The sequence below is a fragment of the Curtobacterium citreum genome (assembly GCF_006715175.1).
In the GTDB taxonomy this organism is placed as follows: domain Bacteria; phylum Actinomycetota; class Actinomycetes; order Actinomycetales; family Microbacteriaceae; genus Curtobacterium; species Curtobacterium citreum.
Genome location: NZ_VFMQ01000001.1, coordinates 1,805,183 through 1,821,279 on the forward strand (window position 1 = coordinate 1,805,183; position 16,097 = coordinate 1,821,279).

13 protein-coding genes are annotated in these 16,097 nt (G+C 72.0%); 7 read left to right on the forward strand and 6 right to left on the reverse strand.

Annotation, left to right across the window (positions count from 1 at the left end):
• Positions 1–8: 8 nt before the first annotated feature.
• On the forward strand, positions 9–1,166 hold the full coding sequence (locus FB462_RS08525; protein ID WP_141861358.1) for an alkaline phosphatase family protein: 1,158 nt from the start codon (positions 9–11) through the stop codon (positions 1,164–1,166).
• Positions 1,167–1,184: 18 nt separating this feature from the next.
• On the opposite strand, the gene sepH is transcribed toward FB462_RS08525, so the two are convergent.
• Positions 1,185–2,198, reverse strand: a complete 1,014-nt coding sequence (gene sepH / locus FB462_RS08530) for a septation protein SepH (RefSeq protein ID WP_167510054.1) — start codon at positions 2,196–2,198, stop codon at positions 1,185–1,187.
• A gap of 281 nt (positions 2,199–2,479) precedes the next feature.
• Here sepH and FB462_RS08535 point away from each other — a divergent pair, with 281 nt between their 5' ends.
• Positions 2,480–2,779 carry a DUF4193 domain-containing protein gene (locus tag FB462_RS08535; RefSeq protein WP_031272446.1) on the forward strand — a complete coding sequence of 100 codons (300 nt, stop codon included), beginning with the start codon at positions 2,480–2,482 and terminating at the stop codon, positions 2,777–2,779.
• A gap of 164 nt (positions 2,780–2,943) precedes the next feature.
• Here the strand turns inward: FB462_RS08535 and FB462_RS08540 are convergent, their stop codons facing one another.
• A complete protein-coding gene (locus tag FB462_RS08540; protein ID WP_114851031.1) occupies positions 2,944–3,375 on the reverse strand; it encodes a DUF3093 domain-containing protein in 432 nt (143 codons plus the stop codon).
• 65 nt (positions 3,376–3,440) lie between these two features.
• On the opposite strand from FB462_RS08540, the gene dut reads away from it, so the two are divergent.
• The 5 genes from dut (at position 3,441) to dxs (ending at position 10,567) form a co-directional block, all read left to right on the forward strand.
• Positions 3,441–3,932: a dUTP diphosphatase gene (dut, locus tag FB462_RS08545; protein ID WP_141861360.1), complete on the forward strand. Its 492-nt coding sequence runs from the start codon at positions 3,441–3,443 to the stop codon at positions 3,930–3,932.
• Positions 3,929–4,651 carry a DUF3710 domain-containing protein gene (locus tag FB462_RS08550; RefSeq protein ID WP_083520041.1) on the forward strand — a complete coding sequence of 241 codons (723 nt, stop codon included), beginning with the start codon at positions 3,929–3,931 and terminating at the stop codon, positions 4,649–4,651. Before dut ends, FB462_RS08550 begins: the two co-directional genes overlap by 4 nt.
• A 38-nt stretch (positions 4,652–4,689) precedes the next feature.
• Positions 4,690–5,508: a DUF3159 domain-containing protein gene (locus tag FB462_RS08555; protein ID WP_229666712.1), complete on the forward strand. Its 819-nt coding sequence runs from the start codon at positions 4,690–4,692 to the stop codon at positions 5,506–5,508.
• Between the two features lie 128 nt (positions 5,509–5,636).
• Entirely contained in the window at positions 5,637–8,492 is a 2,856-nt protein-coding gene (locus FB462_RS08560) for an aconitate hydratase (protein ID WP_141861362.1), read from the forward strand.
• Positions 8,493–8,632: 140 nt separating this feature from the next.
• The gene (dxs, locus tag FB462_RS08565) at positions 8,633–10,567 is read left to right on the forward strand and encodes a 1-deoxy-D-xylulose-5-phosphate synthase (protein WP_141861364.1); all 1,935 of its coding nucleotides are present in this window, start codon (positions 8,633–8,635) and stop codon (positions 10,565–10,567) included.
• 133 nt (positions 10,568–10,700) lie between these two features.
• Here the strand turns inward: dxs and FB462_RS08570 are convergent, their stop codons facing one another.
• The 4 genes from FB462_RS08570 to FB462_RS08585 all read right to left on the reverse strand — a co-directional run bounded on the left by FB462_RS08570 (position 10,701) and on the right by FB462_RS08585 (position 16,082).
• On the reverse strand, positions 10,701–12,839 hold the full coding sequence (locus tag FB462_RS08570) for a 3-hydroxyacyl-CoA dehydrogenase NAD-binding domain-containing protein (protein ID WP_141861366.1): 2,139 nt from the start codon (positions 12,837–12,839) through the stop codon (positions 10,701–10,703).
• A gap of 2 nt (positions 12,840–12,841) precedes the next feature.
• Positions 12,842–14,053: a thiolase family protein gene (locus FB462_RS08575; RefSeq protein WP_083520039.1), complete on the reverse strand. Its 1,212-nt coding sequence runs from the start codon at positions 14,051–14,053 to the stop codon at positions 12,842–12,844.
• Positions 14,054–14,178: 125 nt separating this feature from the next.
• Positions 14,179–15,369 carry an HRDC domain-containing protein gene (locus FB462_RS08580; RefSeq protein ID WP_141863307.1) on the reverse strand — a complete coding sequence of 397 codons (1,191 nt, stop codon included), beginning with the start codon at positions 15,367–15,369 and terminating at the stop codon, positions 14,179–14,181.
• Between the two features lie 131 nt (positions 15,370–15,500).
• A complete protein-coding gene (locus FB462_RS08585; protein ID WP_058742496.1) occupies positions 15,501–16,082 on the reverse strand; it encodes a DUF3000 domain-containing protein in 582 nt (193 codons plus the stop codon).
• Positions 16,083–16,097: the final 15 nt, after the last annotated feature.

Below are 16,097 nucleotides of genomic sequence, written 5' to 3' on the forward strand. Positions count from 1 at the left end.
GGAGGATCGTGGGGTGCCCCCCCAGCGTACCGAGCGCCCCCGACGCCACCGCGAACCTCGCCGACGTGCTGCCGAGTTGCCTCGTCGCGCTCGGCGCTGCGGACGACACGTGGTTGCGCACCACCGGACGGGAGGCACGGATCGCCCTCCGTCCCGCCCGTTCCGCGGTCGTGGTGCTGGTCGACGGACTGGGCGCGGGCGCGCTGGCCGCGCGCGCCGGGCACGCCCGCTGGCTCGCCGGGACGAAGAAGCGGTTGCGGAGCGGGTTCCCGACGACGACGGCCGCGGCGCTGAGCACCCTGACGACCGGTCGGCCGCCCGGCGTGCACGGGGTCGTCGGCTACAGCGGGTGGAACCCGGACACCGGGCAGGTGATGAACCTGCTGAGCGGGTGGGACGACGTCGTCCCCGCGGACTGGTTCCTCGCGAGCACGGTGTTCAGCGAGGCCCCGGCGCTCGGCGTCGACCCGGTGGTCGTCGGTCCGACGCGGTACCGGACCTCGGGGATGACCGCGAACGTCCTCGGTGGCGCCCGGTACGTCGCCGCCGACACCATCCCGCAGCGCGTCGACGCGGTCCTGGCCGAGACCGCGACCGGGCGGTCACTCGTCTACCTCTACGTCCCCGAGCTCGACTCGATCGGCCACAAGCACGGGTGGGAGTCCGACCGCTGGACGGCGGCGCTCGAGCTGCTCGACGGGGAGCTCGCACGGCTCGAGTCCCGCGGTGCGCCGGACGTCGGGCTGCTCGTGACCGCCGACCACGGGGTGCTCGACGTGCCACCGGAGGCGAACATCCCGATGGACCCGGAGCTCCTGCGCGACGTCGTGGGCGTGGCCGGGGACCCGCGCTGCCGCCAGCTGACCGTCGCACCGGGGACCGACGTGCCCGCGCTCGTCGAGGCCTGGCGCTCCCGCTACGGCAAGAAGGCGTACGTCGCGAGCCGGACCGAGGCCGTCGCGGCCGGGTGGTTCGGGACGACCGACGAACGGGTGCTCCCGCGCATCGGGGACGTGGTCGTCGTCGCGCGCGGGTCGTGGGCGTTCAACGACGACCGCGAGGTCGGCCCGCGGGAGACGCCGAAGCGCATGATCGGGCAGCACGGCGCGATGACGGACGAGGAGACCTTCGTCCCGCTCCGGCTCGGCGGTGCGTTCCGCGCCTGACGGCGCAGGACGGTCCGATCAGGCCGGGTCCTCCGGGCGGGTGCCGAAGACGATCTCGTCCCAGCTCGGCATCGAGCGGCGGCTGCGCTTCTTGCGCTCGGGACGGCTCTCGGCCTCGGGGGCCGACGCGGGACGGGCGTCCTCGCGCTCCGGTGCGGATGCGGGCGTCGCGTCGAAGCCGGCGAGCGGGATGTCGACGACGCTGATCGAGGTGCCGCGCGGCTCGTCGCGCTGTTCCCCGAACGTCGCGGCCTCGCGCTCGCCCCGGCGGCGCCGCAGGGCCTCGAGCAGGTCGGCGGTCTCGTTCCCGGGGGAGCGCTCCTCGGCCACCGCGACACCGATGCGGGGGAGCGGCGCCCGCAGCGGACGCTCCTGGACCTCGGGGTTCGTGAGGTCCTCGTCGGGCTGCTCGACGCGGAACGCGCCGGAGTCGAAGCGGGTGCCGTCGGTGTCCTGGTGGTCGTTCTCGACGGCACGGAGGCGCGGCGCGATGCCCTCGTCCTCGGTGTGCGACAGTCGGTGCGCGTCGCCGTTGTCCGGCGTGAGCGTCGAGGTCTTCGGGTCGAAGAGCCACTGCGCGTCGTGCTCGACCTCGGCGGCGGTGTAGCGGACGCGGACGACCCAGCCCTGCTCGACGTGCTTCCACGACGCCCAGTGGACCGCGGTCGCGTCGCCGGACTCGAGCTTGGCGGTGATCGCCTCGCCGAAGGTGTCCGGCGCGTCGGTGTCGACGGGGGTGACCGGGACGCGGCGGGCGGCGTCGAGGACGAAGGCGCGCTCGGCGAGCACGGGACCCTCGAAGCGGCGGACGTACTCGACGTCGACGTCGAGCGCCGACGCGACGTCGGCCGCATCGGCGCCGCCGCGGATCCGGGCCTGCACGTCCTTCGGGGACACGCGCTTCTGCGGACCGGCCTCGGGGTTCGCCTGACGGACCTGCCCCGGCAGCGACGAGGTGACCGGCAACCGGAACTCGGTGCCGCCGTCGGTCGCGAGCAGGAGTGCCCCGGACTCGACTCCGATGACTCTCACGTCTTGCATGTTCCGCCTCCCGAGCGTTCGTACGGTCGTGCGCGTACCCGAGGAGTATGCAGCCGGCCGGGGTCGATCGCGGGGAGGCGCACGGGCGCGCCGCGGGATGCCCGGGACGGGTGGCGGGTCCGTCCGTGGCACGCGGGAATGTCCGGGTCCGGCGCCGGGTTGCACGGCCTGACGATCCCGCACCGCGTTCGGTTTGCGCTCTGCCGGGTCGTGGTGCAAACTGTCGCCGCCGATCACCGGCGACGACCTCTCGATACGAGAAATGGATGGGCATGGCCACCGATTACGACGCCCCCAGGAAGACCGACGACTCCTCCGACTCGGAGTCGATCGAAGCCCTGAAGGAGCGCGTTCCCGACAAGATGTCGGGGGTCGTCGACGATGATTCGGACAACCCCGGCAGCTTCGAGCTCGCCGGACAGGACCTCAGCGACGTCGACCTCGACGTCGTCGTGCTGCCGCCGCAGGTCGACGAGTTCACCTGCGTCGAGTGCTTCCTCGTGAAGCACCGCTCGCAGCTCGACCACGAGTCGAAGCTCGGCCCGGTCTGCGCGGAGTGCGCCGCGCTCTGAGCAGCACACCGCGTCGAGCTACGCGGAACGGCCCGCCTCCCCTCGGGGAGGCGGGCCGTTCCGCACGTCCGGGCAGTCCGCGTGGTCGACCACGCGAGCGCAGGCGGACGTGACCGGCGGGGCGGGCGCGCTCCGTGCCTCCAGGCCGGGTCGGCGGTGACCGCCTACGAACGGAGCGCCGCGACGACCGCCGACGGGTTCCGCACGCTGACCAGCCAGTACGGGGTGGGGTCCGCCGGGTCCGCGACCTCGACGCGCACGACCCCGCGCACGTACCCGCGGAAGAGCGTCCACGCACGGGCGTCGAGCTTCGGCCCGCGCTGGGTGGTGGCCTCGGCGCCCTCGAAGCCGGCGACCTCGCCGACGAGGGTCCGCGGCAGGTGCGCCTTGCCCGCGCGGAACTCGGTCTCGGTGACCTCGACGGTCGGGGCGAGCGCCCAGAGCAGCACGACGATCCCGAGGTACATGCCGATCGCGACCAGCACACCGGCGAGGACGCTGATCGGCAGGAAGACGAGGAGGCTCGCGGGGATGACGAGCGCCGTCGCCAGGTAGAGGGCGGGCGGCGCCCAGAGACGTTCGCGGTACAGGGTCACGGGACCATTCGACCACGAACCGGGGCAGGTCACGGAACGGTCACGGTCTGCACTACCCTCGTCACGTGACCGAACCAGTCGACGTCCTCTGGACCGGGGAGCACGCTCCCGGGTACGCCCACCCCGGCGACGCCGGTGCCGACCTCGTCTCGACCGAGGCGTTCGTGCTCCGTCCCGGCGAGCGACGCCTCGTGGGCACCGGGCTGCGGATCGCACTGCCCGAGGGGTACGCGGCGTTCGTGGTGCCCCGGAGTGGGCTCGCGGCGAAGCACGGCATCACGATCGTGAACGCGCCGGGCACCGTCGACGCGGGCTACCGCGGGGAGATCAAGGTCGCACTCCTCAACACCGACCAGGCCGAGCCCTACGAGGTGCACGCGGGCGACCGCATCGCCCAGCTGATCGTCATGCCGGTGCCCCGGGTGGTCTTCACACAGGTGGACGAGCTCCCCGAGAGCCGCCGCGGTGAGGGCGGGTTCGGCTCCTCGGGCTACGGTGACCGGAGCGGTGTCGCGCGCGACGCCGCCGTCGACATCCAGGAAGGGACGGGCCTATGAAGTTCGGCCGACGCAAGCGTGACGAGGTCGAGGTGGCGGAGGCCGTCGCCGAGGACGCAGAGGTCGCGGGGACGACGCCGGAGGTCGAGCTCGCAGCCGACGCCGACGCGGACCTCGACGAGGTGGACGCGGTCGCGCCCACGGACAAGTCCGCCCCGGACGACCGTGCCGCCAACGGGCCGCACGACGAGACCGAGGCGAACCTGGTGCGTCCGTACGTCGACCTCGGTGGCGTGAAGGTCCTGCCGCGCGAGGGGCTGCACCTGCGGCTCGAGGTCGAGGAGGGCTCGCAGCGCGTCGTCGCCGTCGGGCTCGACTACGACGAGTCGACGCTGCAGGTCCAGCCGTTCGCCGCGCCGCGGTCCACCGGGCTCTGGCACGAGATCCGCGCGCAGATCGCCGAGCAGATCGAGCGTCAGGGCGGCACCGTGCAGGAAGTGGACGGTCCGTTCGGCCCCGAGCTCCGCGCCCTCGTGCCGGTGGTCACGGACGGCTCGGGCGGCACCGACGGCGCGCGCCCGGCCCGCTTCGTCGGCGTCGACGGTCCGCGGTGGTTCCTGCGCGGCGTGATCGCCGGCAAGGCCGCCGAGCGTCCGGAGGACGCCGCCGAGATCGAGGAGCTGTTCCGCAGTGTCGTCGTGGTGCGCGGCACCACGCCGATGCCGCCGCGCGACCTCATCCCGCTGCACATGCCGAAGTCGACGCAGTCGGCCGTCTGACCGGCACGCCCAGACTCGAGACACGGCCAGGAGGCACGGTGCCGGACCGCGACGAGACCACCCGACCGCAGACGGGGACGCCCGGAACCGGGTCGACCGACGCATCGACGTCCGGCACGGCGTCGTCCGGAGAGGGGTCGGGGGTCGCTCCGGAGCAGCCGAGCTTCTCCGAGCAGTTCCGCGCGGCGGTGCAGAACGCCGGGATCGCCCGGGTCGCCCCGGGCGAGACACCGTCCGGCCGCGACCTGCTGAGTGCCGTCGGCGGCGTCCGCGGCCTCGCCGAGTCGATCCTGCCCGGGCTCGCGTTCCTGGTCGTCTACACGATCACGAAGGAGCTCGTCCCGAGCGTCGTGATCCCGGTGGTCGTCGGCCTGGTGTTCGTCGTGCTCCGTCTGGTGCAGCGGCAGTCGGTGACGATGTCCTTCGCGGGCATCCTCGGCGTGGCGGTGTCGGCCGGGTTGGCACTGCTGACCGGTCGCGCCGAGACGAACTTCATCCCCGGCATCGTCATCAACGCCGTCTGGCTGGTCGGACTCCTCGTCACGCTGGCCGTGCGCTGGCCGCTCATCGGCGTCGTCGTCGGCTTCCTGCTCCCCGCGAACGAGGACGGCTCGCACGTCGACTGGCGCGCCGACCCCGCGAAGCGCCGGGTGCTCACCGTCGCCACCTGGATCTGGGTCGGGCTGTTCGCGGTCCGTCTGGCGGTCGAGGTGCCGCTGTACCTGACGGCGCAGGTCGAACTGCTCGCGGGCCTCAAGCTGATCCTCGGCGTGCCGCTCTACGCCGCCGTGCTCTGGGTCACGTGGCTGCTCGTCCGGACGGTGTTCACGCGACGGGACGACGCCGCCGCGGTGTAGAGTTGTCTCGACATCGAGACAGTTTGCCGGGGGCGCAGCAGCGCCGCCGGGTTTAGGTTTGCCTTGCTGGTGGGACGTTCCGCGGCCCGCGAAGATGGGGGCACACCGATCAGTAGGGAGGCGGCACAGTGGCTGCAGTCAACAGCTTCGGCTCGAAGGACACACTGTCGGTTGGGGGTGTCGACTACGCGATCCACCGGATCGACACGGTGCCGGGGCACGAGAAGCTCCCGTACAGCCTGAAGGTGCTGCTCGAGAACCTGCTCCGCACCGAGGACGGTGCGAACGTGACCGAGGAGCAGATCCGCGCCCTCGGTTCGTGGCGGCCGGACGCCGAGCCGGACACCGAGATCCAGTTCTCGCCGGCCCGCGTGGTCATGCAGGACTTCACGGGCGTGCCGTGCATCGTCGACCTCGCCACCATGCGCGAGGCGATGGCGCAGATCGGCGGCGACCCGAACAAGATCAACCCGCTGTCGCCGGCCGAGATGGTCATCGACCACTCCGTCGTGGCCGACCTGTTCGGCCGCGAGGACGCGCTGCAGCGCAACACCGACCTGGAGTACGAGCGGAACGGGGAGCGCTACCAGTTCCTCCGCTGGGGCCAGACCGCGTTCGAGGACTTCAAGGTCGTCCCGCCGGGGACCGGCATCGTCCACCAGGTCAACATCGAGTACCTGGCGAAGGTCACGTACACGCGCGAGTTCGACGGCGAGCTCTACGCGTACCCGGACACGCTCGTCGGCACCGACTCGCACACCACGATGGTGAACGGCCTCGGCGTGCTCGGCTGGGGCGTCGGTGGCATCGAGGCCGAGGCGGCGATGCTCGGCCAGCCCGTCTCGATGCTCATCCCCAAGGTCGTCGGCTTCAAGCTGTCCGGCTCGATCCCGGCCGGCGTCACCGCGACCGACGTGGTGCTCACCATCACCCAGGAGCTCCGCAAGCACGGCGTGGTCGGCAAGTTCGTCGAGTTCTACGGCGAGGGCGTCTCCGAGGTCCCGCTCGCGAACCGCGCCACCATCGGCAACATGAGCCCCGAGTTCGGCTCGACCGCCGCGATCTTCCCGGTCGATGCCGTCACGCTCGACTACCTGCGCCTGACGGGCCGGTCGGAGGACCAGATCGCCCTCGTCGAGGCGTACGCCAAGGCCCAGGGCCTGTGGCACGACCCGTCGGTGGAGCCCGCGTACTCCGAGTACATGGAGCTCGACCTGTCGACGGTCGTCCCGTCGATCTCCGGCCCGAAGCGCCCGCAGGACCGCATCGAGCTCTCGAAGGCCAAGGACCAGTTCGAGGTCGACCTCGCGAACTACGCGAGCATCGACCACTCCGAGGCGGACAAGGCCGTCGCCGACACCTTCCCGGCGTCCGACCCGGTCGCCGCGGCCCCCGGTGACGAGCACGCCGTCGACGACCTGCAGGACGCGCAGCCGTCCGAGGTCCCGGTGCACGCCTCGAGCGCCCCGGGCACGGTCTCGAAGCCGACCTCGGTCACCGTGGGCGACGGCGACGCGTTCACGATCGACCACGGCGCCGTCGCGATCGCCGCGATCACGTCCTGCACGAACACGTCGAACCCGTCGGTCATGATGGCCGCCGGCATCCTCGCGCGGAACGCCGCGAAGAAGGGCCTCAAGGCCAAGCCGTGGGTGAAGACCACCCTCGCGCCGGGCTCGAAGGTCGTCACCGACTACTACGAGAAGGCCGGGCTGACCAGCTACCTCGAGGACCTCGGCTTCTACACGGTCGGCTACGGCTGCACCACCTGCATCGGCAACTCGGGCCCGCTGCCCGAGGAGATCTCGCAGGCCGTGCAGGACAACGACCTCGCCGTCACCGCGGTGCTCTCGGGCAACCGCAACTTCGAGGGCCGCATCAACCCCGACGTGAAGATGAACTACCTCGCGTCGCCGCCGCTCGTCATCGCCTACGCGCTGGCCGGCTCGATGCACTTCGACTTCGACACCGACGCCCTGGGCCAGGACCAGGACGGCAACGACGTGTTCCTCAAGGACATCTGGCCCGACGCGGGCGAGGTCCAGCAGGTCATCGACACGTCGATCGACACGGAGATGTTCACCCACGAGTACGGCTCCGTGTTCGAGGGCGACGACCGCTGGAAGAACCTGCCGACCCCCACGGGCGACACCTTCGAGTGGGACACCGAGTCCACCTACGTCCGGAAGCCCCCGTACTTCGAGGGCATGACGATGCAGCCCGACGCGGTCTCGGACATCTCGGGCGCCCGCGTGCTCGCGAAGCTCGGCGACTCGGTCACGACGGACCACATCTCGCCGGCGGGGTCGATCAAGGCGGACAGCCCGGCGGGCAAGTACCTCGCCGAGCACGGTGTCGACCGCAAGGACTTCAACTCCTACGGCTCGCGTCGCGGCAACCACGAGGTGATGATCCGCGGCACGTTCGCGAACATCCGACTGCGCAACCAGCTGCTGGCGGACGCGAACGACGGCGCGGGCGTCGAGGGCGGGTACACCCGTGACTTCACGACGGCCGACGGCGAGCAGTCGTTCATCTACGACGCCTCGCAGCACTACCAGGAGCAGGGCATCCCGCTCGTCATCTTCGGCGGCAAGGAGTACGGTTCCGGCTCGTCGCGCGACTGGGCGGCCAAGGGCACGAACCTGCTCGGCGTCAAGGCGGTCATCACCGAGAGCTTCGAGCGCATCCACCGCTCGAACCTGATCGGCATGGGCGTCGTCCCGCTGCAGTTCCCGGCCGGCGAGTCCGCGGAGTCCCTGGGCCTCGACGGCACCGAGGTCGTCTCGATCTCCGGGCTGACCGAGCTCAACGAGGGTCGGACGCCCAAGACGGTGCACGTCACCGCGACGCCGAGCGAGCACTCGCCCGCCGGCAAGGAGCCCGTGGAGTTCGACGCGGTCGTCCGCATCGACACCCCGGGTGAGGCCGACTACTACCGCAACGGCGGCATCCTGCAGTACGTGCTCCGCTCGCTCGTGTGAGCACGGCGCGCGACGCGCGCACCGGTCGCTGACGCGACCACCTGTCGGACTGGAGGCCCGTGGCGACACCGCCACGGGCCTCCAGTCCGTCGTCTGGTCCCGCGGATAGTGTGGTGACCTGCCCCACGAAAGGAGCGCTCGTGAGCCTGCTCAGCAGCATCTCGTCGCCGCGCGACCTCAAGCGTCTGTCCGACGCGCAGATGACGGAGCTCGCCGCCGAGATCCGTCGCTTCCTCGTCGCCGAGGTCGCGAAGACCGGCGGGCACCTGGGGCCGAACCTCGGTGTGGTGGAGCTCACGCTGGCGATGCACCGCGTGTTCGACTCGCCGCACGACCCGTTCGTGTTCGACACCGGGCACCAGTCGTACGTGCACAAGCTCGTCACGGGTCGACAGGACTTCTCGCGCCTCCGGGAGCGCGGCGGCCTCGCCGGGTACCCGCAGCGCAGCGAGTCGGAGCACGACATCGTCGAGTCGTCGCACGCGTCGTCGTCCCTGTCGTGGGCGGACGGCATCTCGCGGGCCTTCCGGCAGACCGGCCAGGACGACCGCACGGTGGTCGCCGTCGTCGGGGACGGCGCGCTCACGGGCGGCATGACGTGGGAGGCGCTCAACAACATCTCGGACGCGAACGACCGCCGCATGGTGATCGTCGTGAACGACAACGGCCGGTCCTACGCGCCGACGATCGGCGGGATGGCGCGGTTCCTCAGCTCGGTACGCACGCGCCGTGAGTACCGTGCGCTGTTCGAGAAGTCGCAGGCGGTCGCGTCACGCTTCGGTGCACCCGGGCGCGCGTTCTACCGCGGGGTGCGCGGCGGCCTGCACGGGTTCCTGTCGCGCTTCACGAACAACGAGGCGCTCTACTCGAACCTCGACATCAAGTACATCGGTCCGGTGAACGGGCACGACCAGCGCGCGATGGAGGCAGCGCTCCGGCAGGCCAAGGCCTACGGCGCTCCCACGATCGTGCACGCCATCACCGAGAAGGGGTACGGCTTCGAGCCGGCGCTCCGCGACCAGGCGGACCAGTTCCACGCGGTCGGGCACATCGACCCGGAGACGGGGGAGTCGCTCGACGTGTCGTCGGGGCCCTCCTGGACCTCGGTCTTCGCGTCCGAGCTGGCGTCGGTCGGCGCCGCGGACGAGCGGATCGTCGCGATCACCGCCGCCATGCTGCGCCCCACCGGGCTCCACCTGTTCCAGGAGCAGCACCCGGACCGGGTGATCGACGTCGGCATCGCGGAGCAGCACGCCGTGACCACCGCCGCCGGGCTCGCGTTCGGCGGGCTCCACCCCGTGGTGGCGCTCTACGCGACGTTCCTGAACCGGGCGTTCGACCAGGTGCTCATGGACGTGGCGCTGCACCGCGCCGGGGTGACGTTCGTCCTCGATCGTGCGGGCATCACCGGACCTGATGGTCCGTCGCACCACGGCATGTGGGACCTCGCGCTCCTGCAGGTCGTGCCGGGCATCCGGATCGCCGCCCCGCGCGACGCTGCGACGCTGCGCGAGGAGTTCCGCGAGGCCGTCGCCGTGGACGACGCCCCGACCGTGCTGCGCTGGTCGAAGGGCTCCGTCGGTCCGGACCTGCCGGCGCTCCGTCGGCTGTCGGACGGGGTCGACGTCCTCCGGGACCCGGCCGACGGGCAGGAGCCGGACGTCCTGTTCGTGGCGGTCGGCTCGATGGTGCCGGTGGCGCTCGACGCCGCGGCCCTGCTCGAGGCGCAGGGCATCGGCGCGACGGTCGTCGACCCGCGGTGGGTCGTGCCGATCCCCGCATCGCTGGTCGACCTGTCCCGCGAGCACCGGCTGGTCATCACAATCGAGGACGGCGTCCGGGTCGGGGGCGTCGGGACACGGCTGCGACAGGACCTGCGGGCGGCCGGGGTCGACACCGGCGTGAACGAGCTCGGGCTGCCGGACGCGTTCATCGACCACGCGTCGCGGTCGCAGATCCTGGCCGACGTCGGGCTGACCGCGCAGGCGATCGCGCGGGACGTCATCGACCAGGTCGTCGGTACGAAGCTGCCCCAGGCGAAGCCGGCGCGCACGCGGGAGTCCGCGGAGCGCTGAGCGCGTGGTTCGCGCGGTGCGGTGGCGGGCCCGCGCTCGTTCGCCGCGGCGTTGAACCACGGAACCGACATCGAACCAGGACGAGTGCCTGGTCCGATGTCGGTTCCGTGGTTCGATCGACCGGTGGGTCCGGCTAGCGCGAGGCGGGACCGACGATCGCCGGGTCGTGGAACGTGCCGCCGAAGACGCGCTCGGACGCTCCGGAGCGGTCGAGGTACGGGCTGATGCCGCCGGCCTGGAACGGGTAACCGGCACCGAGGATCAGGCCGAGGTCGATCTCCTCGACGTGCTGGACGACCCCGTCCTGCAGCATGCGGTGCACCTCGTCGGCCAGGGCGTCCTCGAACCGCTGCTGCATGGTCGCGGCGTCGACCGGCTGGGCGTCCTTCTTCGCGGGCGCGACGAGCTTCACGGCAGCGGGGTCGTACCCGGTGACGGCGCCCTTCTTGTCGCGGGTCAGGATCGCGCCGTGCTCCGCGATGCGCTTCAGCCCGTCGCCTGGGTAGAACCGCTCCGGCCACTCGGCGTGGTGCGAGTCGAGCACGTGCGCGCCGACCGGCAGCCCGACGAGCTCGAGCAGCTCGAACGGCGACATCGGCAGACCGAGCGGTGCCGCACCCTCGGCGACGGTCGCGAAGGGCGTGCCCTCCTCGACGCCGCGCATCGCCTCGCCGAGGACGCGGGCGAGCACCCGGTTCACGACGAAGCCGGGCTGGTCGGCGGTGATGATCGCGGTCTTCTTGAGGGTCTTCGCGACCGCCAGGGCCGTGGCGAGCGTCTCGTCCGAGGTCTGCTCGGTGCGGACGACCTCGAGGAGCGGCATCACGGCGACGGGGTTGAAGAAGTGGAAGCCGACGAGCCGCGACGGGTCGGACAGCACCGAGCCCATCTCGGACACCGACAGCGACGACGTGTTCGTGGCGAGGATCGCGTCGGGTGCGATGACCTGCTCGATCTTCCGGAACACGTCCTGCTTGACCGACATCTCCTCGAAGACGGCCTCGATCACCCAGTCGGCGTCCGCGAACGCGTCGTAGGACACCGAGCCCGAGACGAGCGCCTTGATGCGGTTCGCATCGTCGGGGGAGACCCGCTTCTTGGCGAGGAGCTCGTCGACCGAGGACCGGATGCGCTCGACGCCGGCGTCCACACGCGCCTGGTCGACGTCCGTGATCACCACGGGGACGCCGAGGCGCCGCGCGAACAGGAGCGCGAACTGCGACGCCATGAGTCCGGCGCCGAGGACGCCGACCTTCGTGATCTTCTTCGCCTCGACGTCCGTCGGGGCTCCGACGGGACGCTTCGCGCGCTTCTGGACGAGGTCGAACGCGTACATCGACGCGGCGAACTGGTCGCCCGCGAGCAGGTCGGCGAGGGCGTCGTCCTCGCCTGCGAAGCGCTCGTCCAGGCTTCCGCTCTTCGCTGCCGCCACGAGGTCGAGCGCGCGGAACGGCGACTTCGGCACCGTGCCGATCTTCGACGCGACCTGGCTCCGGGCGACCTTGACGACGGTGCCCCACGCAGCCTTCTCGAGCATGCCGGGCTCGTTCTTCCGGACGACCTTGGTGCGGCCGGACACGACGCCGTCGGCCCACGCGACCGCGGACGGCAGGAAGGTGACCGACGGGATGAGCGCGTCGCCGATGCCGATCTCGACCGCGGCTGGGCCGTCCATCAGGCGGTTGTTCTTGAGCGGGTTCTCGACGATGACGCGGAGCGCCTTCTCGGGCCCGATCAGGCGGGGGAGCAGCGTCGCGCCGCCCCAGCCGGGGATGATCCCGAGGAACACCTCGGGCAGGCCGATGCCCTGCGCCGCCGACGAGAACACCCGGTACGTGCAGTGCAGGGCGACCTCGAGGCCGCCGCCGAGGGCGATGCCGTTCACGAATGCGAACGACGGGACACCCAGCTCGCTGAACTTGCGGAGCGTGGCGTGCCCGAGCACGCCGAGCTCGTGCGCGACCTCGCGGGAGGGCAGCGCCGCGGCCTGCGACAGGTCGGCGCCCGCGGCGAAGCAGTACTCCTTGCCGGTGATCGCGACGGCCTGGACCTCGCCCTTCCCGGCGGCGTCACGCAGGGTGTCGAGCACGTCGGACAGCTCGCGCATGGTCCGCGGCCCGAGGGTCGAGGGGCGCTTGTGGTCCTTGCCGTTGTCCAGCGTGATGAGCGCGAGCGTGCCGCCGGAGGGCAGCGCCACGTGCTTGACGTACGAGTGGGTGACGACCTCGTCCGCGCTGAGCTCGGTCAGCTGGTCGATCGGGGTGGTGGTCATGCTCAGGCCGCCTTCCGTGCCGCGCTCTTGCTGAAGTTCGGGTTCTCCCAGATGACGGTGCCGCCCTGGCCGAGCCCGATGCACATCGTGGTGATGCCGTACCGGACGTCCGGGCGCTCGGCGAACTGTGCCGCGAGCTGGTTCATCAGGCGCACACCGCTCGACGCCAGCGGGTGGCCGACGGCGATCGCGCCACCCCAGGCGTTGACGTTCGGGGAGTCCTGCGCGATGCCGTAGTTGTCCAGGAACGCGAGCACCTGGACCGCGAACGCCTCGTTGATCTCGAACAGGCCGATGTCGTCGATGGTGAGCCCCGCCTTGCGGAGGGCCTTGTCGGTCGCGGGGACCGGGCCGATGCCCATGACCTCCGGGTCGACACCGGCGAACGCGAACGAGACCATGCGCATCTTCGTCGGCAGGCCGTGCTGCTTCGCACCGTCCTCCGACGCGAGCAGGCTCATCGTCGCCCCGTCGTTCAGGCCCGCCGCGTTGCCGGCGGTGACCCGTCCGTGGGGCCGGAACGGCGTGCGCAACGCAGCCAGTGCCTCCAGGGTGGTGCCCGGTCGGGGCGGCTCGTCCGCCGTGACGACGTCCCAGCCCTCGCCGGTGTTGACCTCGACCGGGACGACGTCGGGCTGGAGCTTGCCGGCGCCCCAGGCGGCGGCGTAGCGCTGCTGCGACTGGACGGCGAAGGCGTCCGTGCGGTCCTTCGTGATGGCGGGGAACCGGTCGTGCAGGCGCTCCGCGGTGCTGCCCATGACGAGCGCGTCGCTCGCGACCATGCGCTCGGCGACGAACCGGGGGTTCACGTCGGCTCCGAAGCCCATCGGGTGGCGGCCCATGTGCTCGACCCCGCCGGCGATCGCGACGTCGGCGGCGCCGAAGGCGATCGCGCCGGCGAGCGTCGTGACGCTCGTCATGGCACCGGCGCACATGCGGTCGATCGCGTAGCCGGGGACCGACTTCGGCAGACCCGCGAGCATGCCGACGGTGCGGCCGAGCGTCAGGCCCTGGTCGCCCTGCTGGGTGGTGGCCGCGACGGCGACGTCGTCGACCGCCGCACCGTCGAGCTGGCTGTTCCGGTCGAGCAGCCCGCGCATCGCGTGGACCGCGAGGTCGTCCGCGCGGGTCTTCCAGAACACCCCCTTCTCACCGGCTCGTCCGAACGGGGTGCGGACTCCGTCCACGAACACGACGTCTGATGCCTTGGGCACTCGGGCCTCCAGATCCTCTTCGATCGAGTCGGGGCACGTTCCGCCCCGACCGGCCGGGCTGTGCCCGGCGACTGCTCCGACGCTATGCCCGGAGCCTGGACGGGCGCATGCCCGTTGGGGTGTTCCTACGAGCCGGTGTTGCTCTCGGCAGCAGGGGCCTGTCCAGCAGCGACAAAGGCGTGCGCGATGCGCGACGCGGTCTCCTCGACCTGCCACGGGCGGGCGTCGTGGGAGGCGAGCACGGCACCGACGGTCTCGGTCGCGATCGGCGTCGGCGGCTCCCACGACACCAGGCGGAGCGTCTCCGGCGTGAGGAGGTTCTCGACGGGCAGGTCGAGCTCCTCGGCGCGCGCGACGACCGCGGCCCGCGCGGCCTTGTAACGGCGGTCGGCCTCGGGGTTGCGGTCGGCCCACGCCCGGGGCGGGGGCAGCGTGGCTTCGCCCGAGCCGCGGAGCTTCGGCAGGTCCTCGGTCGTGCGGCCCTCGTCGACGGCGGCCCACCAGCGGTCGAGCTCCGACCGGCTGGCCCGACCCGTGAAGGCCTTGAGCGCACCGAGTTCGGCCTTCGAGGCCGGTGCGGCGGCCGCTGCGGCGACGATCGCGGCGTCCGGGATGGTGCGACCGGGGGCGACGTCGGTGGCGCGGGCGTACTCGTCGCGGGCGGTCCACAGGGCGCGGGCGATGGCCAGGGCCCGGGCACCCCGCAGCGCGTGCATGCCGGACAGCCGGCGCCACGGCTCGGCTCGGGGCGGCTTCGGCGCGCGGGTCAGGACGGCGGCGAACTCCTCCTCCGCGATGCGGGACTTGCCGGCCTCGTCGAGCGCCGCGGCCAGGGCGTCACGGAGGTCGGGCAGCAGCTCGACGTCGAGCGCCGCGTACACGAGCCAGGACTGCGGCAGCGGGCGGGTCGACCAGTCCGCCGCCGAGTGCGCCTTGGCGAGCGTGATGCCGAGCAGCTGCTCGACCACCGCGCCGAGGCCGACGCGCGGGAAGCCGGCGATGCGGGCCCCGAGCTCGGTGTCGAAGATGCGGGTCGGGACGAGGCCGACCTCCTGCAGGCACGGCAGGTCCTGCGACGCCGCGTGGAAGAGCCACTCCTCGTCGACGATGGCGTCCTGCAGCTCGGTGAAGTCGCCGATCGCGATGGGGTCGAACAGGAACGCGCCGGCGCCGCGGCGGAAGACCTGGATGAGGTACGCCCGCTGGGAGTACCGGTAGCCGCTCGCACGCTCGGCGTCGACGGCGACGGGGCCGTGGCCGGCGGCGATGGCGGCGACCGCGCGCAGGTACTCGTCGCGGTCCTCGATCACGCGCACGGCGGCGTGCGAGTCCTCGAACGCGTGGTCGGCTGGGGCGGCCGATGCTGCCGGGGCGGCCGGGCCGCCCGGTGCTGCCGGAGCGGCCGAGCCGCCGGGTGCGGTGTGGTCGGCTTCGCTGGCGGGGTCGGTCACTTCGTGGTCCTCCTCGGAGCCAGCAGGGTCACGCCGTCCGATGCCGGGGGGAGTCCCGCGAGCATCGCGACGATCTCCTCCCACGCCTCGACGTGCGCGGTCAGGTCCTCGTCACGGGGCGTCCACGAGGCACGGAGCTCGAGCTGTGCGCCGTCGCCCTGCGCCGCGAGGTCGCCGTACCCGCGCGAGATGATCTTGGTGGCCGTCCCGGAGGCCCGGTCGTAGGTCGCGCCGTGGGCCGCGAGCGCGTCGACGAGCCAGCTCCACGTCACGTCGGCCACGAACTCGTCGACGCCGATCTCCGGTTCGAGCGGCGCCTGGGCGAACGTCACGATGCGGAACGCACCGCCCCAGCCCTCCGGCTCGTCGGGGTCGTGGAGGGCGATGAACCGCCCCGTGCCGAGGTCCGAGTCGATGCCGTGCACGGCACCCGAGACGTCCGCCGCGAGGGCGATCGAGTGCGGTGCGATCCGCGAGGGCGAGGGGATCTCGGTGACCGTGGTCTCGGTGCGGGTCCGGCCCGACGCCACGAACGCGCGGAGTCGCTCGAAGGCCTCGGGCTCACGGGATTCGGACACGCATGCAGACTAGGC

Bases quoted from the DNA above. Each gene is read 5' to 3' on its own strand.
- FB462_RS08535 (WP_031272446.1), top strand. From the start codon at position 2,480: ATGGCCACCGATTACGACGCCCCCAGGAAGACCGACGACTCCTCCGAC.
- FB462_RS08550 (WP_083520041.1), top strand. From the start codon at position 3,929: ATGAAGTTCGGCCGACGCAAGCGTGACGAGGTCGAGGTGGCGGAGGCC.
- FB462_RS08570 (WP_141861366.1), bottom strand. From the start codon at position 12,839: ATGACCACCACCCCGATCGACCAGCTGACCGAGCTCAGCGCGGACGAG.